This window comes from Streptomyces sp. NBC_01465 (genome assembly GCF_036227325.1).
Taxonomy (GTDB): Bacteria; Actinomycetota; Actinomycetes; order Streptomycetales; family Streptomycetaceae; genus Streptomyces.
In genome coordinates, this window is sequence record NZ_CP109467.1 from 2,220,375 (window position 1) to 2,241,268 (window position 20,894).

At 69.8% G+C, this 20,894-nt stretch carries 17 protein-coding genes and 1 pseudogene; 10 read left to right on the forward strand and 8 right to left on the reverse strand.

Annotation, left to right across the window (positions count from 1 at the left end; translation table 11 throughout):
- Window positions 1–62 precede the first annotated feature (62 nt).
- Window positions 63–692, forward strand: a complete 630-nt coding sequence (locus OG707_RS10215) for a transglycosylase SLT domain-containing protein (protein ID WP_443071307.1) — start codon at window positions 63–65, stop codon at window positions 690–692.
- 21 nt (window positions 693–713) lie between these two features.
- Here OG707_RS10215 and OG707_RS10220 read toward each other — a convergent pair whose 3' ends face one another.
- The 3 genes from OG707_RS10220 to OG707_RS10230 all read right to left on the reverse strand — a co-directional run bounded on the left by OG707_RS10220 (window position 714) and on the right by OG707_RS10230 (window position 3,867).
- Window positions 714–1,121 (reverse strand): hypothetical protein, encoded by a 408-nt coding sequence (locus OG707_RS10220; RefSeq protein WP_329116665.1) that lies wholly within the window; start codon window positions 1,119–1,121, stop codon window positions 714–716.
- Window positions 1,122–1,337: 216 nt separating this feature from the next.
- On the reverse strand, window positions 1,338–2,603 hold the full coding sequence (locus tag OG707_RS10225) for an alpha/beta hydrolase family protein (protein ID WP_329116667.1): 1,266 nt from the start codon (window positions 2,601–2,603) through the stop codon (window positions 1,338–1,340).
- A 94-nt stretch (window positions 2,604–2,697) separates the two neighbouring features.
- Complete coding sequence (locus OG707_RS10230; protein WP_329116669.1) at window positions 2,698–3,867, reverse strand: steroid 3-ketoacyl-CoA thiolase; 1,170 nt, start codon at window positions 3,865–3,867, stop codon at window positions 2,698–2,700.
- A gap of 257 nt (window positions 3,868–4,124) precedes the next feature.
- On the opposite strand from OG707_RS10230, the gene OG707_RS10235 reads away from it, so the two are divergent.
- From OG707_RS10235 to OG707_RS10255, 5 genes and pseudogenes are all read left to right on the forward strand, one after another.
- Entirely contained in the window at window positions 4,125–5,372 is a 1,248-nt protein-coding gene (locus tag OG707_RS10235; RefSeq protein WP_329127708.1) for a cytochrome P450, read from the forward strand.
- A 343-nt stretch (window positions 5,373–5,715) separates the two neighbouring features.
- Window positions 5,716–6,408, forward strand: coding sequence for a pyridoxamine 5'-phosphate oxidase family protein (locus OG707_RS10240; protein WP_329116671.1), 693 nt, complete (start codon window positions 5,716–5,718; stop codon window positions 6,406–6,408).
- A gap of 87 nt (window positions 6,409–6,495) precedes the next feature.
- A complete protein-coding gene (locus tag OG707_RS10245; protein WP_329116673.1) occupies window positions 6,496–7,614 on the forward strand; it encodes a DNA alkylation repair protein in 1,119 nt (372 codons plus the stop codon).
- A 124-nt stretch (window positions 7,615–7,738) separates the two neighbouring features.
- Window positions 7,739–9,175 carry a DHA2 family efflux MFS transporter permease subunit gene (locus OG707_RS10250; RefSeq protein ID WP_329116674.1) on the forward strand — a complete coding sequence of 479 codons (1,437 nt, stop codon included), beginning with the start codon at window positions 7,739–7,741 and terminating at the stop codon, window positions 9,173–9,175.
- 110 nt (window positions 9,176–9,285) lie between these two features.
- Window positions 9,286–11,415, forward strand: a pseudogene (locus tag OG707_RS10255) (MMPL family transporter); the annotation flags it as partial.
- On the opposite strand, the gene OG707_RS10260 reads toward OG707_RS10255, so the two are convergent.
- Window positions 11,315–13,405, reverse strand: coding sequence for a bifunctional glycosyltransferase 87/phosphatase PAP2 family protein (locus tag OG707_RS10260; protein WP_443071308.1), 2,091 nt, complete (start codon window positions 13,403–13,405; stop codon window positions 11,315–11,317). The pseudogene OG707_RS10255 and the gene OG707_RS10260 sit on opposite strands and share 101 nt — an antisense overlap.
- Window positions 13,406–13,708: 303 nt before the next feature.
- On the opposite strand from OG707_RS10260, the gene proP reads away from it, so the two are divergent.
- The gene (gene proP, locus OG707_RS10265) at window positions 13,709–15,133 is read left to right on the forward strand and encodes a glycine betaine/L-proline transporter ProP (RefSeq protein ID WP_443071309.1); all 1,425 of its coding nucleotides are present in this window, start codon (window positions 13,709–13,711) and stop codon (window positions 15,131–15,133) included.
- An 80-nt stretch (window positions 15,134–15,213) separates the two neighbouring features.
- Complete coding sequence (locus OG707_RS10270) at window positions 15,214–16,308, forward strand: DUF2330 domain-containing protein (protein ID WP_329116676.1); 1,095 nt, start codon at window positions 15,214–15,216, stop codon at window positions 16,306–16,308.
- Between the two features lie 3 nt (window positions 16,309–16,311).
- On the opposite strand, the gene OG707_RS10275 is transcribed toward OG707_RS10270, so the two are convergent.
- The gene (locus OG707_RS10275; protein ID WP_329116678.1) at window positions 16,312–16,572 is read right to left on the reverse strand and encodes a DUF2087 domain-containing protein; all 261 of its coding nucleotides are present in this window, start codon (window positions 16,570–16,572) and stop codon (window positions 16,312–16,314) included.
- 82 nt (window positions 16,573–16,654) lie between these two features.
- On the opposite strand from OG707_RS10275, the gene OG707_RS10280 reads away from it, so the two are divergent.
- Window positions 16,655–16,984, forward strand: coding sequence for an antibiotic biosynthesis monooxygenase family protein (locus OG707_RS10280; RefSeq protein WP_329116680.1), 330 nt, complete (start codon window positions 16,655–16,657; stop codon window positions 16,982–16,984).
- 8 nt (window positions 16,985–16,992) lie between these two features.
- Here the strand turns inward: OG707_RS10280 and OG707_RS10285 are convergent, their stop codons facing one another.
- A complete protein-coding gene (locus OG707_RS10285; RefSeq protein WP_329116682.1) occupies window positions 16,993–17,679 on the reverse strand; it encodes a hypothetical protein in 687 nt (228 codons plus the stop codon).
- Window positions 17,676–18,281 carry a hypothetical protein gene (locus tag OG707_RS10290; RefSeq protein ID WP_329116683.1) on the reverse strand — a complete coding sequence of 202 codons (606 nt, stop codon included), beginning with the start codon at window positions 18,279–18,281 and terminating at the stop codon, window positions 17,676–17,678. Before OG707_RS10290 ends, OG707_RS10285 begins: the two co-directional genes overlap by 4 nt.
- 96 nt (window positions 18,282–18,377) lie before the next feature.
- Between OG707_RS10290 and OG707_RS10295 the strand changes: the two genes are divergently transcribed.
- On the forward strand, window positions 18,378–18,857 hold the full coding sequence (locus tag OG707_RS10295) for a GNAT family N-acetyltransferase (RefSeq protein WP_329116685.1): 480 nt from the start codon (window positions 18,378–18,380) through the stop codon (window positions 18,855–18,857).
- A gap of 12 nt (window positions 18,858–18,869) precedes the next feature.
- Here OG707_RS10295 and OG707_RS10300 read toward each other — a convergent pair whose 3' ends face one another.
- Entirely contained in the window at window positions 18,870–20,879 is a 2,010-nt protein-coding gene (locus tag OG707_RS10300; protein WP_329116689.1) for an MFS transporter, read from the reverse strand.
- Window positions 20,880–20,894 lie beyond the last annotated feature (15 nt).

The following is a 20,894-nucleotide window of genomic DNA, read 5'->3' on the forward strand; positions in this document are numbered from 1 at the left end:
CCTGCTCCTATGGAGGACGTCGCAAGGCGCCGTACCCCCTCCCACCCGGGCCGACAGGCCGAGTGGTCGAGGTGCGCCCCGCGGCCTCACCGTCCCCGACGTTAGGCCTCTCAGTGTCCCGCATGTCGCTGCTCACCCGCCCCTCCGTCCGTCAGCGGACCGGTGCCGCAGGCGCCGCCGTCCTGCTCGGCGCACTGGGACTGACGATGGCAGCGACACCCGCGGAGGCGGCCACCTCCACCGCGGCGCAGACGACGGTCACGTGGGTGATGCCGCAGGAGGCCGCGAAGGCCCTGGACACGCAGGCGAGCGCACAGGCCTCCGCCGCGACCGCCGCGGCGAAGACCACGACGGCCACGGCGGCCTCGACCACGAGCAGCGCCGGCTCCAGCAGCACTGCGGGCAAGACCCCGCAGGAGATCGCGCACCAGATGATCCCGGACGACGCGCAGTACCAGTGCTTCAACAACATCGTCAGCCACGAGAGCGGCTGGGACGTCACCGCGACCAACGCCTCGTCCGGCGCGTACGGCCTGGTCCAGGCGCTGCCCGGCAGCAAGATGGCCTCGGCGGGCTCCGACTGGCAGACCAACCCGGCCACCCAGATCAAGTGGGGCCTGGACTACATGGACTCGACCTACGGCTCCCCGTGCGGCGCCTGGTCGTTCTGGCAGGCCAACGGCTGGTACTGAGCCGGTATTTGAACCGCTTCCTCAGCCGGCCAGGTACTCGATGTCCAGACGATCCGAATGACCTGGCCACGAGAGAGTGAACTGCCAGCAGCCCGGTTTCGGCATGTCGATCAGCGACGGGCCCGGCCCTCCCGCAACCGAGCGTGACGCCACCTGACCGGAGCCCGCGAGCCTTGCCGTGATGGTCAACTTGGCGTCCGGGCCTGAGCCCTGGGCACCCTTGGGCTCCTTGGCAACCCAGAGGATCTTGTTTCCGTGCCCCTCGGCGGCGGCCGGCGCGTGGTACGGGTAGCCGAAGAGCACTGCGGCTATCTCTCCGTTGTCGCCGACGATGTGCCGCATTGCGGTGTTCCCGGAGAAGCCACTGCGCGCCCAAGTCGGCAGTTCGCCCTGCTCAACGGCGGGGCGGCAGGTGCTGCGTGCACTCACGGATGCTCGCTCGGGGGCCGGCTGTGCTGCCTTGGGGGAACCTGTACAGCCGCTCACGAAAAGAGCGAGTGCGACGACGGGCAGTACATAGCTTCGGCTCACCCGACTACTTTTGCAGTTTCTCCTCGACGCGGGAACCTGCCTGCCTGGCCATTCGAAGAAGGGCTGACCCGTTTCCACGGGTCAGCCCTTGATCACCCGTAACTCCGCCGTACCTCAGCCCCGACGCTCGACCCCGTCGAACCAGCGCGCTATCTGCGCCACCGACTTGATCGCGCTCCCGCCGTGGTCGACCGCACCCTGGTCGACCACGGCGGGAGCGCGTACCCCGTGCGCCGCCAACTGGTCAGCACAGGAACGGGCGTTGGCGATCGGCACATCCGTGTCCCCGCTCGCGCTGTAGAGCTGCACGGGCACGGCCGGCTTCCAGTCGCACGCCCCGTCGTTGGCCTTCAGCAGGGACTTCAGCGCGCCGGTGGGGTGCTGCAGCTCCTTGAGGTACGCGTCCGTGAAAAGCTCCTGGATGGTCGGCGGCAGCGCCGTCACCACGTCCACGTCTCCGTGCAGCCCGTCGAAGAGACCCGTCACGACCTTGTCGTACGGCGCCCGGAAGACGTCCGCCGGGTCCTTCCACAGTGGGTGCAGACGGTTCTGTGCCGTGAGGAAGTACGACATGTAGAAGACGGCACTGGTGTTGTTGATGCTGCCGTTGAACATCCCCGGGAGCTCGGCCCCCGAGAGGTCGTACGGTCCCGCGATCGGCGCCACCGCCTTCAGCCGGAAGCTCCGGTCGGCGCCTTCGGTCAGCGCCCTGCCGAGCGCCATGGCGACCTGGCCGCCCTGCGAGAAGCCGGTGACGTACACATCTCCCGTGAAGAGCCTGCCCAGTTGGCGTGCGGCGGTGCGCGAGGCGCGCAGCATGTCGAGGGTGGCGCTCACGCCGGAGCGGGTGTCCATGTACGGGTGGAGCCCGGGGCCCTTGCCGAGCCCGAGGTAGTCGGGCGCGGAGACGGCACGGCCGGCGGCCGCCTGGACGTACGGGGAGAGGCGGCCGAAGTCCTCGGCGACGGAGGGCGCGTAGCCGCGGTGGGTCATGGTGCCGTGGGTGTCGGAGACGACGGGCAGCCGGTGGACGCCGTTCTTGGGGAGGACGAGGAGGCCGGTGGCGGTGGTGGGCCGGCCCTCGGCGGTCACGGTGCGGTAGGTGAGGCGGTAGGCGGTGACTCCGTACCGTACGGCGCTCGGGTCGGCGCCCGCGTCCTTGACGAAGGCGGCGACTTCGGCGCGGGTGTGGTCGGCGACGGGGACGACGGAGATGAGCGTGCCCCTGGAGGTCTGCACGGTCTGGTGCGTACCGCTGCCGGTGTGCGTGACCGCGAGGGCCGGGGCCGCCGCTCCGAGGGCGAGAGCGACGGCGGCACAGGCCGCCACCGCTCCGCGCTTCGCACGTGAACTGACCGTGTGGTTCTGTGTGTTCGTCATGCAGAGAATGCTCGCCGGAACGGCCCGCGCACCCCATCCGACGTGCCCCCGGATCCGGCGGTGTACGTAGCACCACCTCACCCGGGGGCCACCGTCAGAGCCGCTGGATGATGGTCCCGGTCGCGAGGGCCCCGCCCGCGCACATCGTGATGAGCGCGAACTCCTTGTCACGGCGCTCCAGTTCGTGCAGCGCGGTTGTGATGAGGCGGGCCCCGGTGGCGCCGACGGGGTGGCCGAGCGCGATGGCGCCGCCGTTGACGTTCACCTTCTCCAGGTCCTGCTCGAAGACCTGCGCCCAGCTCAACACCACGGACGCGAAAGCCTCGTTGATCTCGACGATGTCGATGTCCTTCAGCGACATCCCCGCCTTGCCGAGCACGGCCCGGGTCGCGTCGATCGGCCCGTCGAGGTGGAAGTGCGGGTCGGAGCCGACCAGCGCCTGGGCGACGATGCGGGCGCGCGGCTTGAGTTTGAGGGCCCGCGCCATCCGCTTGGACGCCCACATGATGGCGCAGGCGCCGTCGGATATCTGGGACGAGTTCCCGGCGGTGTGCACGGCGGTGGGCATGACGGGCTTCAGCGCGCCGAGCCCTTCCATCGTCGTGTCGCGCAGCCCCTGGTCGCGGTCGACGAGCCGCCACATGCCCTGGCCCGCGGCCTGTTCGGCCTCGGTGGTGGGCACCTGGACGGCGAAGGTCTCCCGTTTGAAGCGCTCCTCGGACCAGGCGATGGCGGCGCGCTCCTGCGAGATGAGCCCGAGCGAGTCGACGTTCTCGCGCGTCAGACCGCGGTTGCGGGCGATGCGCTCGGCGGCCTCGAACTGGTTCGGCAGGTCGACGTTCCACTCGTCGGGGAAAGGCTTCCCCGGCCCGTGCTTGGACCCGCTGCCCAGCGGCACGCGCGACATGGCCTCGACACCGCAGCTGATGCCGATGTCGATGACACCGCCGGAGATCATGTTGGCGACCATGTGGCTGGCCTGCTGCGAGGACCCGCACTGACAGTCGACGGTGGTCGCGGCGGTCTCGTACGGCAGTCCCATCGCGAGCCAGGCGTTGCGCGCCGGGTTCATGGACTGCTCGCCGGCGTGTGTGACGGTGCCGCCGACGATCTGCTCGACGCAGTCGGCATGGATCTGGGTGCGCCCCAGGAGTTCACGGTAGGTCTCGCCCAGCAAATAGGCCGGGTGGAGGTTGGCAAGCGCCCCACCCCGCTTGCCGATCGGCGTGCGTACGGCTTCGACGATGACGGGTTCCGCGGCCATGACCCAATCCTCTCCTCGCACCGCCGAGGGGCGTCCCGGCGCCCCCACGACAGAACTGATACGCGTTCTAGTTCTCCCCGCAGTCTGCTAACTGCTACCCCCGGTACGCAAGGGTCTTGCACGGCCATTGCGCACCTCTTGCCTGCAACAGATCCGACCGGGACCCTTGCACCTTGTAGAACTCGTTACTACCTTGCGGTCAACTTCTGATGGGTCGTCAGACAGCCCTCACCCCGACCTGGAGTTGACGGATGCCCATGCAATGCCCCCATCTGCCCGATGGATTCGACTTCACGGACCCCGATCTGCTCCAAGCCCGCGTACCCCACCCGGAGTTCGCCGAGATGCGGCAGACCGCCCCGGTCTGGTGGTGCGCCCAGCCGAGGGGCATCTCCGGATTCGACGACGAGGGCTACTGGGCGGTGACCCGCCACGCGGACGTCAAGTACGTCTCGACGCACCCGGAGCTCTTCTCCTCGCACACCAACACCGCGGTGATCCGCTTCAACCAGTCGATCAAGCGCGACGCGATCGACGCCCAGCGGCTGATCATGCTCAACATGGACCCGCCGGAGCACACCCGGGTCCGCCAGATCGTGCAGCGCGGCTTCACGCCCCGCTCGATCCGCTCCCTCGAAGAGGCCCTGCGCAACCGCGCGCACTCGATCGTCGCGACGGCGCTCGAGAACGCCGCCTCGACGGACGGCAGCTTCGACTTCGTCACCAACATCGCCGTCGAACTCCCCCTCCAGGCCATCGCGGAGCTCATCGGCGTACCGCAGCAGGACCGCTCGAAGATCTTCGACTGGTCCAACAAGATGGCGGCGTACGACGACCCCGAGTACGCGATCACCGCGGAAGTCGGCATGGAGGCGGCGGCGGAGATCGTCGGGTACTCGATGAACCTCGCGGCCGCCCGCAAGGAGTGCCCGGCGAAGGACATCGTCTCGCAGCTGGTGGCGGCGGAGGGTGAAGGCAACCTCTCCTCCGACGAGTTCGGCTTCTTCGTGATCCTGCTCGCGGTCGCGGGCAACGAGACGACGCGCAATGCGATCAGCCACGGCATGCACGCGTTCCTCACCAACCCCGACCAGTGGGAGCTCTACAAGCGCGAGCGCCCCGAGACCACGGCGGAGGAGATCGTCCGCTGGGCGACCCCGGTGGTGGCCTTCCAGCGCACGGCGACGCAGGACCTGGAGCTGGGCGGCCAGTCGATCAAGGCGGGCGACCGGGTGGGGATCTTCTACTCCTCGGCCAACAACGACCCCGAAGTCTTCGACGCCCCCGAGAAGTTCGACATCACCCGCGACCCGAACCCGCACCTGGGCTTCGGCGGCGGAGGCCCGCACTTCTGCCTGGGCAAGTCCCTGGCGGTCCTGGAGATCAACCTGATCTTCAACGCGATAGCCGACGCCCTCCCGAACCTGAAACCGGCGGGCGACCCGCGCCGCCTGCGCTCGGCGTGGCTGAACGGCATCAAGGAACTCCAGGTCACGACAGGCTGAAGCCCCGCACTCGGACGGCAGGGCCCGGCCCTCCCCCACTCCCCGGCCCCTGCCGTCCGGCACCCGCACAAGCAAGCCCAGATCAGCAAAATCCAGCCCGTCCGGCGATTGAGGACACGCGGCCGAAGGTCGCGTACGGGGGCGCAGGGGGCAAAGCCCCCGCCTACCCCACCCCTGGCAAGGGGGTCTGGGGCGCAGCCCCAGTTTCGGGAAGGGGCGGGATTGGGGAAACCCTCTGCCCGCACCCGCACCCGCACCCAGCCAACGCCGCCCACCCTGTACAGCCAGCCCATCTGCTGAAATAGTCGCCCTGCCATCGCACGACGACCGAATCGGCAGGAAAATGACGGAGCAGGAACGGAATCAGCAGCTCGCGGTCACGGAGCGCACCCGCCACCGCCGCCTCCGCGAGCAAGGCAGCACCTCCCGCGCAGACCTGGACGCGATCCTCCGCGCAGGCTTCGTCTGCCACCTGGGCGTCCTCGTCGACGGCACCCCCATGGTCGTCCCCACCGTGTACGGAGTCGACTTCGCGACCCGCACCCTCTATCTCCACGGCTCCGTAGCCAGCCGCAGCCTGGCCCAGTCCCCCGACACCACGATCTGCGTCACCGTCACCCACGTCGACGGCCTCGTCCTGGCCCGCTCCGTCTTCGAGCACGGCGTCAACTACCGCAGCGCGATGATCTACGGCACCCCCACCCTCATCACCCACGCCACCGCCCCCGAAGTCCTCCTCACCGGCCTCCGCACCCTCACCGAACACTGCGCCCCCGGCCAGTGGGACTACGCGCGCAGCCCCAACACCAAGGAACTGCGCGCCACTTCACTGCTCGCGCTCCCCCTCGACGAGGCCTCGGTGAAGACCGCGTCGGGCCCGCCCGAGGACGCGGAAGGACCGGACGGCGCCCTCGGCCTCTGGGCCGGCGTGATCCCCCACCACACCACCGCAGGCACCCCGGAACCCGACCCCGCCCTGCCGCCCGGCATCGAGCTCCCCGCCCACATCGCGGCCCTGGGGTCGCCCCGCGCCTAGCGAAACCCCCGGGGTACGACGCCCGCAGCCCGAACTGCGGCAAGCTCAACGGCAGATGCCCGCCGCACCCGACCCCGGAGCGCGCCCATGCCCTTCGCCGACGAACTCATCGGCCCCTCCACCGCCCGCGACCTGCTCCGCGCAATGCAGGCCGCAGCCCCGGACACCGACTTCAAGGCGCTGCGTTCCGCCACCCGCAGCCTGGGCCCCCTCCCCCTGCGCGAGCGCTCGGACCTCCTCCGCGACGCGCTCCTGACCGACCTTCCCGGTACGTACGCCGATTTCGCGGCCACGATCCGATCGGCGGCCCGCGACGAGAAGACGTTCACCGGCTGGCTGATCTGGCCGGTCACCAGCGCAGTAGCCCAACGCGCGGTCACCGAGGCGAAAACGAAGGCGAAGACCAAGTCCTTCGACGACGCACTCGACCTCCTCGCGGAGCTCACCGGCCGCCTCACCTCCGAATTCGCCCTGCGCCCCCTCCTCCGCCACGACCCGCAGCGCGCGCTCAAGCGGATCACCCGCTGGACGCGCAGCTCCGACCAGGACGTACGCCGCCTCGCGAGCGAAGGGACGCGCCCCTTCCTCCCTTGGGCGATCAGAGTCCCGGCCCTCTTCGAGGACCCGCGCGCCACCCTCCCGATCCTCGACGCGCTCTACCGCGACGAGAGCGAATACGTACGCCGCTCCGTGGCCAACCACCTCAACGACCTCAGCCGCAACCACCCCGACCTGGTGGTCGAGACCGCCGGCGCCTGGCTGGCCGCCCCCGACGACAACACCCAGCGCCTCGTCCGCCACGCACTGCGCACGCTGATCAAGAAGGGCGACCCGGGCGCGCTCGCCCTGATGGGCTTCGCCCCCACCCCGTCCGTGGACGTCAAGGGCCCCACTCTCACCACCACCTCGATCCCGTACGGCGGCACACTCCACTTCACCGCATCGCTCACCAACACCAGTACGGAACCAGTGCAGTTGGCGATCGACTACGTGGTCCACCACCTCCGCGCGAACGGACAGCACAGCACCAAGACCTTCAAGCTCGCCACCCGCCTCCTCGACCCGGCCGAGACCCTGGAGATCACCCGCACCCACTCGTTCCGCGAGATCACGACCCGCCGCTACTACCCCGGCGAGCACGCGATCGAGCTCCAGGTGAACGGCGCCCGCCACGGCCACACGGTGTTCGACCTCAAGGCCCCCTGACCCGCACACCCAACAACCCATCCAATTTGATGCATCCATCTTGATGCATCAAATTGGATGGGTTATGTTTCCTTCAGAAGGCGCGCCGGAGACTCCGGCGCCCGGCGGAGGGGCGGGCAGATCAATGCGGAAGTGGCACGCGAACCCATGGGCGGTCCTGGTGACGCTCTCCCTGGGGTTCTTCATGACCCTGCTCGACCTGACCATCGTCAACATCGCCATCCCGCAGATGATCGACAGCCTGGGCGCCTCGCTCGACCAGACCCTCTGGGTGGTCAGTGGTTACGCCCTGGTCCTGGCGGTCCTCACGATCACCGCGGGCCGCCTCGGAGACCTCTTCGGCCCGCGCAACCTCTTCGCCGCCGGACTGATCGTCTTCACCCTCGCCAGCATCGCCTGCGGACTGGCCCCCGGCGCAGGCCTGTTGATCGCGGCCCGCGCCGTCCAGGGCCTGGGCGCGGCCCTGCTCGTACCGCAGACGATGGCCCTGATCGTCGCCGTCTTCCCGGCGGACCGCCGCGGTACGGCGATGGGAATCTGGGGCACGGTCGCAGGCCTGGCCACCCTCTCGGGTCCGACCCTGGGCGGCATCCTGGTCTCCACCGTCGGCTGGCGCTGGATCTTCCTGGTGAACGTCCCGATCGGCATCGCAGCGCTCGCCCTGACCTTCCTCGTGGTCCCCGACCTCCGTACCGGCCGCAAGCACCGCTTCGACGTCATGGGCGTCCTCATCGCCACAACTGCCCTGTTCTGCCTGGCCTTCGGCCTCCAGGAGGGCGGCCACTACCACTGGGGCCCCGGCATCCAGGCCCTGCTCGCCGCCTCCGCCGCGCTCTTCGCCGGATTCGTACTCCACCAGCGGCGCAGGCAGGACCGCGAGCCGCTGGTGCCGTTCGCGCTCTTCCGCAACCGCAACTTCACCGTCATGACGGTGCTCGTCGCGCTGGTCTCCATGGCCATGATCGGCCTGGTCCTGCCCTTCAACCTCTACCTCCAGTCCGTACTGCACCTGAGCGCGATGAAGGCCGGCCTGGTCCTCGCCCCGTCCTCGCTCGTGTCGATGACGGTCGGCCCCTTCGCGGGCCGCCTCTCGGACCGGATCGGCGGCAAGTACCTCCTGATGACAGGCCTGACGCTGTACGCGGCCGGCATGGCGGCGATCGTCCTGATCGCAGGCCCGCTCACTCCTTGGTACGCCTTCGTCCCGGCCACCGTGATCACGGGCCTCGGCGTCGGCTGCATCATCGCCCCCATGTCGACGGAGGCGATGCGCACGATCGACCCGCGCCTGGCGGGCGCCGCGTCGGGCGTCAACAACACCGTGCGCCAGATCGGTTCGGTGATCGGCGCGGCCACGGTGGGCGCCCTGCTCCAGGGCCGCCTCGCGGCGGAGCTGGCCACGGGCAAGACGTACGCGGCAGCCTTCGTCGCGACGCTCCACGTGACGGCGATCCTCCCGATCGCGGTGGTCCTGGCGGGCGCCCTGGCCTGCTGCCTGGTCCACAACCACACCAGGCCGAAGACCACCCCGGCCCTCCGCCCCGTCCCGGCCACCCGCTGACCCGGGCACGGGCCCGGCCCGGGAGCCCCGAGTGGCGAGCCCCGGCCCCCCGACGGATCCTGGCTGGACGCGAGTGATCCGCCTCGGGGGCGAGGAGAGGCAGCCGTCGCATGTTCGCTGGTCTGGGCCGGTTCGTGGTCCGTCGTCCCTGGTGGATCATCGCCGCCTGGATCGTCGCGGCCGTCGCGGTCATCTCCCTCGCCCCCAAGCTCACCTCCAGCAGTGACGAGGCGAGCTTCCTGCCCAGCAATTACGAGTCCATCAAGGCCTCGGACGTGCAGGAGAAGCAGTTCCCCGCGCAGGAGAACGTCGGCGCGGTCATCGTCTTCACCCGCGACGACGGCGGCAAACTCACCGCCGCGGACTCCGCCGAGGTCGTACGGGTCTCGAAGGAGCTGCAGGCGCAGAAGATCCCCCAGGTGGAGAAGGTCGTCCCCGGGGCCGTCTCGCCGAACGGGCTCGTGCAGACCTCCGTCGTCGCCATGCCGAAGGTCACCGACCCCTCGGACACCAAGCAGCAGGACGCGGTGAAAACCCTCCGCACCGATCTGCAGAACGACATCAAGGGGACGGATCTCAAGGCCGGGGTCACCGGTTCCGCCGCGCAGGCGCTGGACGAGGCCGACTCCTCCAAAAAGGCCGGAATGCTGGTCGGCGTCGGCACGATCGTGATCATCATCGTGCTGCTGTCGGTGATCTTCCGGTCGCCGATCATCGCCTTCCTCCCCGTCGTGCTCATCGGCCTGATCTCGCCCATGGCGACCGGCCTCATCGCCTCCGCCAACAAGCTCTTCGACATGAAGGCCGACTCCTCGATCCAGGAGCTGCTCACGGTCGTCCTGTTCGGCGTCGGCACCGACTACATCCTCTTCCTGCTGTTCCGGTACCGGGAGGCGCTACGGGCAGGCGAGGACCCCAAGTCCGGCATGATCCACGCCGTCGAGCGCGTCGGCGAGGCCATCACCTCGGCGGCCGGCGCGGTCATCGTCGCCTTCGCCGCGCTGACGCTCTCCTCGCTCGGCATGCTGCGTTCGATGGGCCCCGCCCTCGCCATCGCCGTCTTCGTGACGCTGCTGGCCGGGCTCACCCTCGTACCGGCCGTGGTGTCCCTGCTCGGTACGAAGGTGTTCTGGCCCTCCAAGTCCTGGCAGCGCGAGCCCACCGGGTCCGGCTTCGCCAAGCTGGGCGGAGCCGTCGGCCGCAAGCCCGTCGTCTGGGCCGTGCTCTCCGCCCTCTTCATGGGCGTACTGGCGCTCGGCGCCCTCGGCTACAAGGCCAACTTCGACCTCGCCGGGTCCTCGCTCCCCAAGGACAAGGAGTCCGTGGTCGCCCTGAAGGACCTCCAGAAGGGGTTCCCCGCCGGCACCACCGACCCGACGTCCGTGTATCTGACGTCGACGAACGGCAAGGAGCTCACCGTCCTGGAGACGGCGAAGTTCCGCGCCGATCTGAAGGGCGTCGAGGGGGTCGGGTCGGTCGCGGAACCCCGGCTGAGCCAGGACCGTACGACCGCCGACTTCTCCGTCGTACTCGCCGATCCGCCCGCCTCCGAAGCGGCCATGTCCACCGTCAAGGACCAGCTGCGGCCGACCGCCCACGCGGACGCGCCGGAGGGGACCGAGGCGCTCGTCGGCGGGATCACCGCGGTGTACGTCGACATCAACAAGGCCGTGGACCGCGACTATTCGGTGGTCTTCCCGGTCGCCGCCGTCTGCATCATGGTCATTCTCGGGCTGCTGCTGAGGAGCCTGGTCGCCCCCTGGTACCTGATGCTCTCGGTCGCGCTCGGCTTCGGCGCGACGCTCGGCGCGACCTCACTGCTCTTCCAGCAGATCGGCAACCAGCCCGGGTTGATGTTCATGCTGCCCGTGATCATGTATCTGTTCGTGGTCGCACTGGGCACCGACTACAACATCCTCATGGTCAGCAGGCTGCGCGAGGAAGCCCGCGAGGGCCGCTCCCCGCGCGAGGCGGCGGCCACCGCGATCCGGCACTCGGGGCCGACCATCGGGTCGGCGGGCATCATCCTCGCGGGTACGTTCGCGACGCTGATGCTCGCGGGCAACTCGACGCTCTCCCAGATGGGCTTCTCGCTCGCCTTCGGCATCGCCGTCGCCGCCTTCGTCATGGCGATGATCTTCACGCCTGCGCTGACTGCCCTGATCGGGCATGCGGCGTGGTGGCCGGGTCATGGCGACCGGAAGACGGATCCGTCGACTCCGGATCCTGAGGAGTCTTCGTCAACTCCCGCCGCCCCGCCAGCAGATACGTAAGACCGAAGCCCGCGGCGACGACCGTCGCACCGCCCACCGCGTCCAGCACCCAGTGGTTGGCGGTGCCGATGATCGCGGTGACGGTGAGGAGCGGGTGGACCAGGCCCAGCGCCTTCATCCACCACTTCGGCGCCAGTACGACGATGACGATGCCGCACCACAGCGACCAGCCGAAGTGCAGCGAGGGCATCGCCGCGTACTGGTTCGTCATCGCGGTCAGCGCCCCGTAGTCGGGGTTCGCCAGGTCCTGCACCCCGTGCGCCGTGTCGATGAAGCCCATGCCGGGCATCAGCCGGGGCGGCGCGAGCGGGAAGAAGTAGAAGCCGACCAGGCCGAGCATCGTGGCGAAACCGAGGCCGCTGCGCGCCCAGCGGTAGTCGGAGGGGCGGCGGACGTAGAGCACCGCGAGGATCGTCAGCGGGACGACGAAGTGGAAGGACTCGTAGTAGAAGTCGAGGAACGCCTCGAGCCGGGGCAGCTTCACCATGGCGTGGTTGGCCCAGTGCTCGATGTCGATGTGCAGCGCCTTCTCGATGGAGACGATCGTGCGCCCGTGGGCCTCCGCCGTGGCACGGTCGCCGGTCGCCGCCGCCCGGATGTGCGAGTAGACCGAGTAGCCGACGCGGATCGCGAGCAGCTCCATGAGCAGGTTGGGGCGGGTCAGGACACGCCGCCAGAAGGGGGCGAGCGGGACGCGCGCCCAGCGCGACGGGAGCGGGGTGGCGTAGGCGGTGGGGACCGGGTTCTGCCAGTACGGCGAGGAGCGCGGCAGGAAGGGGACCGCGCAGGCGGCGCAGAGGGCCACGATGAGCAGCACGTTGTCGCGGACCGGGTAGACGGCCTCGATGTTGGGGAGCAGCATCGTGCCGGGCAGCGTCATCGCCAGGACGACGAGCGCGGGCCAGACAGGGCGGCTGGAGGCGCGGGTGCCGACACGGCCCACAACTGCCAGGAGAATCCAGAGCAGTTGGTGCTGCCAGGCCGTCGGCGAGATGGCCACCGCCGCGCAGCCGGTGACGGCGACGGCGAGGAGGAGCTGGCCGTCCTTCGCGTAACGGACCGCTCGCCGCAGCCCGAGCCCGGTGACGGCGACGGCCAGCGCGAGGAAGGCCGTGATCTCCAGCGGGCCCTCCAGCCCGAGGCGCAGCAGCGCGCCGTGCAGCGACTGGTTGGCGAGCCCCGCCGGTTTGTCGCCGAGGCCCGCTCCGGCCACGTGGTGGATCCAGTACGCCCACGAGTCGCCCGGCATCGCGGCCCAGGCCAGCGCCGTGCACGCGGCGAACGTCACGGTCGTGGAGACTGCGGCCCGCCGGCGGCCTGTCAGCCAGAGCAGCGGTACGAAGAGGAGCACCGTCGGCTGGAGCGCGGCCGCGAGCCCCACCAGAAGCCCGGAGCTGCGCTCGCCGCGCGCCGAGAAGCAGCCGAGGAGGACGAGGAGGACCGGGATGATGCTGGTCTGGCCGAGGTTGAGGGTGTTGCGTACGGGCAGCGACACCATCAGCAGGCTGATCGCGGCGGGCGCGGCCAGCAGCGACGTACGGCGCGAGACCGTGCCCGGCAGGGCGCGCGCGGCCACCACACCGAGGGCGACGACGAGCAGCAGCGTGCCGAACGTCCAGGCGACGCCGAGGCTTTGCTCTGCGGAACTCGCAAAGGGTTTCAGTGCGAGTCCGGCGAAGGGCGTACCGGTGAACTGGTGGCTGTCGTAGAGCGAGCCGGTCAGGTGCAGTACGCCGTTCTCACCCGTCCAGGAGTCAAGCGCGGTCAGCCGTTCACCCGGTGGAAGTCTGAACACGGCGGCCAGTTGACGTATCGCCAGGACGGCGACGACCAGCCACATGGCCGCCCGCATCGCCCCGATCCTGGTGCCCGGCCCTGCTGCTCCAGCCACGCTTCCCGGTCCGCTGTGCTCGCCACTCGCCACGCCGCGCCGGCCCTCCGCCCCATTCACACTCATTCGCGTCCCTGCTCCTAGAGCCTCGCACTGTTCCATGGAAGAGACGCACGGCACCCCCGGTTTACCTCGCCGAATCCGTACGGTTCCGGCCACGATCCGCGACAAAGATCACAAGAAAGGGGTACGAAACGACGGCTCGAACGCGGCGTTCGCCCTGGTCGGAGCAGGTTCGTTCACTACGTGACGATCATGGATCGACTGTCTGTAATGACCTATTGGGCACCTAAGGTCGATTTCTGAGCCGCCTCCCGCACGAGGCGGCTCACGTCATTGCCGTCGACCGAAGCGCAGGTGAACCCCTCCGTGCCGCCCCACACCGCAGCACTGCCCCGCCCTGTTCAGCACGATCAGCAGCACCAGCTCGAAGTGACGGTCACCGACCCGGCGATGGTCAACCGGGCCGTGAAGGCCGCCGCACTCGGCAACGCCATGGAGTGGTTCGACTTCGGCGTCTACAGCTATATCGCGGTGACCCTCGGACACGTCTTCTTCCCGTCCGCGGACTCCACCGCGCAATTGCTGTCGACGTTCGGAGCGTTCGCCGCGGCCTTCCTCGTGCGGCCCTTCGGCGGCATGGTCTTCGGACCGCTCGGCGACCGCATCGGCCGCCAGAAGGTCCTGGCCATCACCATGATCATGATGGCCGCGGGCACCTTCGCGATCGGCCTGATCCCGTCGTACGCGACCATCGGCGTCTGGGCCCCGGTCCTGCTCCTCGCCGCCCGCCTGGTCCAGGGTTTCTCGACCGGCGGCGAGTACGGCAGCGCCGCGACCTTCGTCGCCGAGTACGCCCCCGACCGCAAGCGCGGATTCCTCGGCAGCTTCCTGGAGTTCGGCACGCTCGCCGGCTACATCGGCGGCGCCGGCCTGGTCACCCTGCTCACCGCGCTCCTGAGCACGGACGCGCTGGAGTCGTGGGGCTGGCGGATCCCGTTCCTGATCGCAGGCCCCATGGGCCTGATCGGCCTGTACCTGCGGATGCGCCTGGAGGAGACCCCCGCCTTCGCGAAGATGGCGGAGGAGGCCGAGCAGGAGCAGAAGAAGCAGCCGAAGGTGTCCGTACGCGACATGGTCCTCGGCCAGTGGCGGGCCATGCTGCTCTGCATCGCCCTGGTCCTGGTCTTCAACGTCACGGACTACATGCTCCTGTCGTACATGCCGAGCTATCTGACCTCCGAGCTCCACTACGACGAGACGCACGGCCTCCTGGTCGTCCTCGGCGTCATGGCGCTGATGATGGCGGTCCACCCCTTCGCGGGCCGCCTCACCGACCGCTACGGCCGCCGCCCGGTGATCGGCGCGGGCTGCGCGGGCTTCCTGCTGCTGTCCGTCCCGGCGCTGCTGCTGATCCGTCAGGGCGGTCTGCTCGCGATCGCGCTGGGCATGGCGGCGTTCGGCCTGCTGCTTGTCTGCTTCACCTCGTCGATGCCGTCGGCGCTGCCCGCGCTCTTCCCGACGAAGGTCCGCTCGGGTTCGCTGTCGATCGGCTTCAACATCTCGGTGTCGGTCTTCGGCGGTACGACGCCGCTGGTGATCACCGCGCTGATCGGCGCGACCGGGAACATGATGATGCCCGCGTACTACGTGATGGCCGCGGCGGTCGTCGGCGGCATCGCGGTGTTCTTCATGCCGGAGAGCAACCGCCGCCCGCTGCCCGGCTCGCCCCCGGCGGTCGAGACCCGCGCCGAGGCGCGTGCGCTGCGGGCGGCGGCTTCCCGCGCGGCCTGACCCGTACGCCGTACGGAACCACCCGTGTCTCCCCGCCGTCTCAGCCGCTGTCCGGCGAGACGAACGGGGAGACACGGGTCATGCGGTACAGGGCGGTTCTGGCACTACTGGCACTACTGGCGGCACTCCAGCTCGGCTCGCTCGTCTCGCCCGCTTACGCCTGCGGATGCGGCGCCATGGTCCACGACCCCGCCGACCGGCTCGACGTCAACCGCGAGACGTCAGCGGTCCGTTGGGACGGTCGCACCGAACAGATCGTGATGAGCCTGACGGTCTCGGGGACCGCCCGCACCGCCGCGTGGATCATGCCCGTCCCGCACCGCGCGTCCGTCACGCTCGGGGACCGCAAGCTCTTCGACGAGCTGGAGAAGATCACGGCCCCGGTGCACCGCACCCGCACCCACTTCCTTCCCGACGACGGCGACTGGCCCTTCGACGGCTCGTCCGGCAGCGGCGACGGCGCCCCGCGCGCCACCGCCCCGGCGCCCCGCGTCCAGGTCGTCGGCCGCGAGACCCTGGGCCCCTTCGACGTCGCCCGCCTGACCGCCACCGACCCGGCGGCACTGGGCAGTTGGCTGCACACCAACGGCTTCGACCTCCCGGCGGGCCTCACCGCCGACCTCCGGCCGTACACCGCCCTGAAGTGGGAGTACGTGGCGATCCGCCTCGCCCCCCAGCAGCAGGGCACGCCCCTCTCCGGCACCCTGGACCCGCTCGCCCTGAGCTTCGCCAGCGACCGGCTCGTCTACCCGATGCGCCTGTCGCGGCGCGCGAAGACGGAGCAATATCTGAGCCTGTACGTCCTGGCCTCCCACCGTATGGAGCCGAAGGGCAGGATCGGCGGGATGCGCCCGGCGGTCACGTACGCGGGGAAGGTCGACTCGCAGGGCCCGGTGGGTCAACTCGCCGCCGGTGAGAGCTACTTGACGGCCCTGAACCAGAGCTTCCCGGTCCCGTCCGAGATCGACGGCGACCACGAACTGACGCGCACCGCCGCCGACACCCCGTACCAACAGGTCATCTACACGGACAAGCTGATGACCCTGGCCGGCATCCCGGCCTGGCTCCTGACCACGCTCGGCGCGCTCGCCCTGGCCGTCGCGGCGGTGACCCTGCTCCTCGTACGGGCACACCGCCGGCGCCCGGTGATCCCGCCGCTCTCGGTCCGGTACTGAGACTCAGCGCGCCCGCCGGTACGTGCTGCCGTCCTTCGCCCGTGCCAGCCATCCGGCCTCGACGAGATAGCGCCGCAGCGCCGAGAAGTCGTCGTGGACGGTGAGGATCGCGTCGTTGACCTCGCGCTCCGTGTACTCCCGGTCCATCTCGAAGAGCGTCTCCGTCAGATGCGCGAGCAGTTGATCACGGCGCACGGCCTTGCGCGGGATCGCGGTCAGCCGACCGCGCGAGAAGAGGGCCGCGACCCCAGAATTGTCAGACATGGGGCCCAGGCTGCCATCCCGCCCCCGACCTGGTCACCTTCTTTACGCGGCCCCTCCGTCTCCGTACGGCAGGATGGCCCGCATGAGCATCGTGAAGATCAATGTCCTGGAAGTGCCCGCCGAACAGCGCGAGGTCCTGGAGAAGCGGTTCGCCTCCCGCGCCGGATCCGTGGAGAACTCCGACGGCTTCGAGTGGTTCGAGCTCCTGCGCCCCATCGAGGGCACCGACCAGTACCTGGTCTACACGCGCTGGGCGACCGAGGCCGACTTCGAGAAGTGGATGGCCACCTCCATGCGCGGCGCCCACGGCGGCGGCACGGGAGAAGGCGGCGAGCGTCCCAAGCCCGCCGCCTCCGGCTCTTCCCTGTGGTCCTTCGAGGTCGTCCAGCAGGCCGCCCCGAAGTCCGCATGACCCGCTGATCACAGCTCCAGCAGTCGCTCCGTCACCTCGCGGTACGTACGGAGAGCGACGCGCATGTCCTCGGTCTCGGCCTCGTGGTCCTGGCCCTTCCAGGCCGTACGGATCGAGCCGTGCCGCTCGCTGAGCGAGTCGGTCACCCGGGTGACAGTCTCCTCGAAGACCCGGTCGGCCTCCTCGACCGCATGGCGCGGGCCGTCGACGAACCCGTTGACGGCCTGCTGGAGCCGGTCGTGCAGCTTGTCGCGCTCGCTGACCGGCATCAGCGGGTCCGTGCCGTTCGTGATGCCGCCGCCGGACTTCCTGTCGGCGGCCTTCTCGCCGGCCGGCCGCTGTCCGGTCGGCCGCTCCCCGGCCGCCCGCTCTCCGGTCACCGGCGCGTCCTTGCCCAGACCGCCGCTGCGGCCGACGCCCGCGGGCGCGGTGCCCGGCTCGTCGGACAGCGGTCCCCCGGGCCCCTTCGCCTGTCCGGGACGCGCGGGCACGACGCCCGGCTCCCCTGCGGCGTGCCGGCCCGGACCTTCGTCGCCGGTCCGCGGCGCCGTCGCCGTCCCGTGCTCGTGGTCCCGGTCCCTGCCGCCCGTCTGCCCGGCGCGCTCGGCCGCCTCGCGGCGCTTGGCCTCGTCGGCCTCCTTGGCCTGCTGCGCCCGCTCGGGCTCTTCCGGCTTCTGCTCAGGTACGTAGGTCATCGCGTACCACCCTTCCCCTCAGCCTTCGACTCCCCCTGCGGAAGCCGCCGTTCACGGTCCTGGTGCCCTTCCTCGATCAGCGCCTCGAAGAGCGCCCGCGCCCGGACCATCGACTCGCGCAGCTCCTCGGTGTCCCCGTTCTCCTCCTGCACCGACCGGTGCACGCGCCGGTATCCGTCGACGTGCCGCGCGTGGTGCACGGAGAGCGCGTCGGCCTGCTCGTCGAACTGCGCCCCGTCCGGGAACCCCCGGTCGTGGGCGAGCGCCGCGAGCAGCCGGTCCGCCTCGGCGACGGCCTTCTGCGGGGAGTCGACGAACTGCTCCTGCAGTCCGGCCCAGTGCGCCATGTACCGCTCGCGCGCCTCGGCCGGCAGCGGTCGCGGCTCCAGCGAGCCATGGCGCTTCACCCGCTCGCCGAGCTCCTGCTGGGCGGCCTTGGTGTCTCCGCCGTGGCGATCGACCACCCGGTCGTACTCAGGACCGAAGCGCCGCTTCAGCCCGCCGCGGCCGACGCCGCCGCCCCTGCCGGGCCCCAGGTACAGGACCGCGCCGACGACTGCGACGAACACCACGATCAAGATGACAATCCCGATGGTGGACATGAATACCTTCCCGGTTCGCATCGACGAAGCTTCTGCCCGCTCCGGGTAGCCGCAAATTCGGATGCCAAACGGCGCATCACCGCGCAGAATGCCCCGGTGAACTGGACCTTGGCCCCCGAGCCCTACGACTCCCCCGCCGCCACCGCACTGCGCCGCGCCTACTACTACGACGTGGCCAGCAGCTATTGGAAGCGCCCGGCCACCGAGGCGGAGATCGACGAGGGCCTCAAGGACGACGGGGTGGAGCAACTGGCCGCCCCCACGGGCGAGTTCTTCGTCGGCCGGTACGACGGCGAGCCCGCGGCCTGCGCCGGCATCCTGCGCTTCGCCCCCGACACCGCCGAGATCACCAGGGTCTTCATCCGCCCCGAGTACCGCGGAAAGGGCGGCAGCGGCCTCCTGATGAGCACCCTGGAGGACGCCGCCCGCGCCCTGGGCACGCAGCGCATCGTGCTGGACACCCGGCTCGACCTGATCGAGGCGCGCACGGTGTACGTACGGCACGGCTACCAGGAGATCCCGCCGTACAAGACCGTCCTCAAGTACAGCGAGATCTGGTACGCCAAGGACCTCTGACCAGCGCCCTGCCTACCGCTGCGGCATCTCCGTGTGCGAGCCGCCGAGCCCGCCGCTCAGCTCCTCCACCAGCCGCACCAGGTCCGTCGGCCGGTCCGGCCCCCACCAGTCGCCGAGCAGCGCGGAGAGCTCCTCCTCGCGCGCGGCGGCGAGGCCGACCGAGGTCTCCACGCCCTTCTCGGTGAGGACCAGCTCCACGCCCTCGCGCCGTACGAGACCGCGCTCCTCCAGCTGCGCCCCGGCCTCCAGGATCACGGGCAGCGGTACGGGGGCGTGCTCGGCCAGTTCGGCCGGGCGCACCGTGCCGTGCTTGCGGATGCGCAGGATCATCCAGCTCGCGGCCGGGAGGAGGTCGAGTCCGGCGCGCTCGGTGATCTCGACGTAGACCTTCTTGCGTCCGGAGCGGGTGCTGAGGACGGTGAGGGCGCGCGCGCATTCGTCGTAGCTGGAGCGCTCGACCGGGTTGGTGCCGACGGTCTCGCTCATGTCGGGGGCGGTCACCGAGCCGCGGACCGGGATCTCCTTCAGGAAGAGGGCGACGACGAAGGCGAGGAGGGCGATCGGCACGGACCACAGGAAGACGTCGGTCACCGACAACGAGTAGGCGTGCAGGATCGGTCCGACGAGTGCGGCCGGCAGGGCGGCGATGCCCTTGGGGTCGGACTGGACGGTGTCCGGGTCGAATCCGGGCGGCAGTTGCTGTCCGGACAGGGCCTCGCCCAGGTGCTTGTCGAGCCGGCTGTTGAAGATGGAGCCGAAGACGGCGACCCCGACGCAGGCGCCGATCGACCGGAAGAAGGTGACGCCGGCGGTGGCGACGCCCAGGTCCTCGTAGCCGACCGCGTTCTGCACGGCGAGGGTGAGGATCGGGAGCACGAAGCCGAGCCCGAGCCCGAAGACCGCGAAGAACAGCCCCATGACCAGATCGCTGGTGGTCTCGGAGAGCTGGTGGAGCAGGAGCAGCCCCACGGACGTCAGGGCGGTCCCGATGATCGGGAACAACTTGTAGCGGCCGGTGCTGGAGACCAGGCGCCCGCAGCCGATCGAGGAGACCAGCATGCCGAGCACCATCGGCAGCATGTGCATGCCGGACATGGTGGGGCTGACGCCGCGCACGATCTGCAGGAACAGCGGCAGATAGGTCATCGCGCCGAACATCGCGAAGCCGACGATGAAGCCGATGAGCGAGCAGACGACGAAGATCGAGTTGGAGAACAGCTTGGGCGGCATCACCGGTTCCTTCGCCCTGCGCTGCTGCGGGACGAAGACGACGATCATGACGACGGCCAGCACCGCGAGCCCGATGATCTGCCACGAACCCCAGGCCCAGGTCACCCCGCCCAGGGAGGTGACCAGCACGATGGCGGAGGCGATGGCGGTGAGCAGCGTGATGCCGATGTAGTCGATCTTGTGCGGTGTGGAGCGGACCGGGATGTGCAGTACGGCGGCGATGACGATCAGCGCGACGACGCCGATCGGCAGGTTGATGTAGAAGACCCAGCGCCACGAGAGATTGTCGACGAAGACACCGCCGAGCAGCGGCCCGAGCACACTCGCGATCCCGAAGACGGAGCCGAACAGGCCCTGGTAGCGCCCGCGTTCGCGCGGCGGGACGATGTCGCCGACGATCGCCATCGACAGCGACATCAGACCGCCGCCGCCGAGGCCCTGGAGGGCGCGGAAGGCGATCAGTTCCGGCATGTTCTGCGCGAGCCCGCTGAGCGCGGAGCCGACCAGGAAGATCACGATGACGGTCTGGAAGACCTTCTTCCGGCCGTACATGTCGCCGATCTTGCCCCAGAGCGGTGTGGCCGCCGTGGCCGCCAGCATGTACGCGGTGACCACCCACGACATGTGCTCCGCCCCGCCGAGATCGCTGACGATCGTCGGGAGCGCGGTGGAGACGATGGTCTGGTCGAGGGCCGCGAGCAGCATGCCGAGCAGCAGCGCGCCCATCGCCACGAGGACGCTGCGCTGTGGCTGGATGTCGACTGCCGGGGCGGCGGGTGTTTCCTGGGCCATGGGCCCATCCTCGGC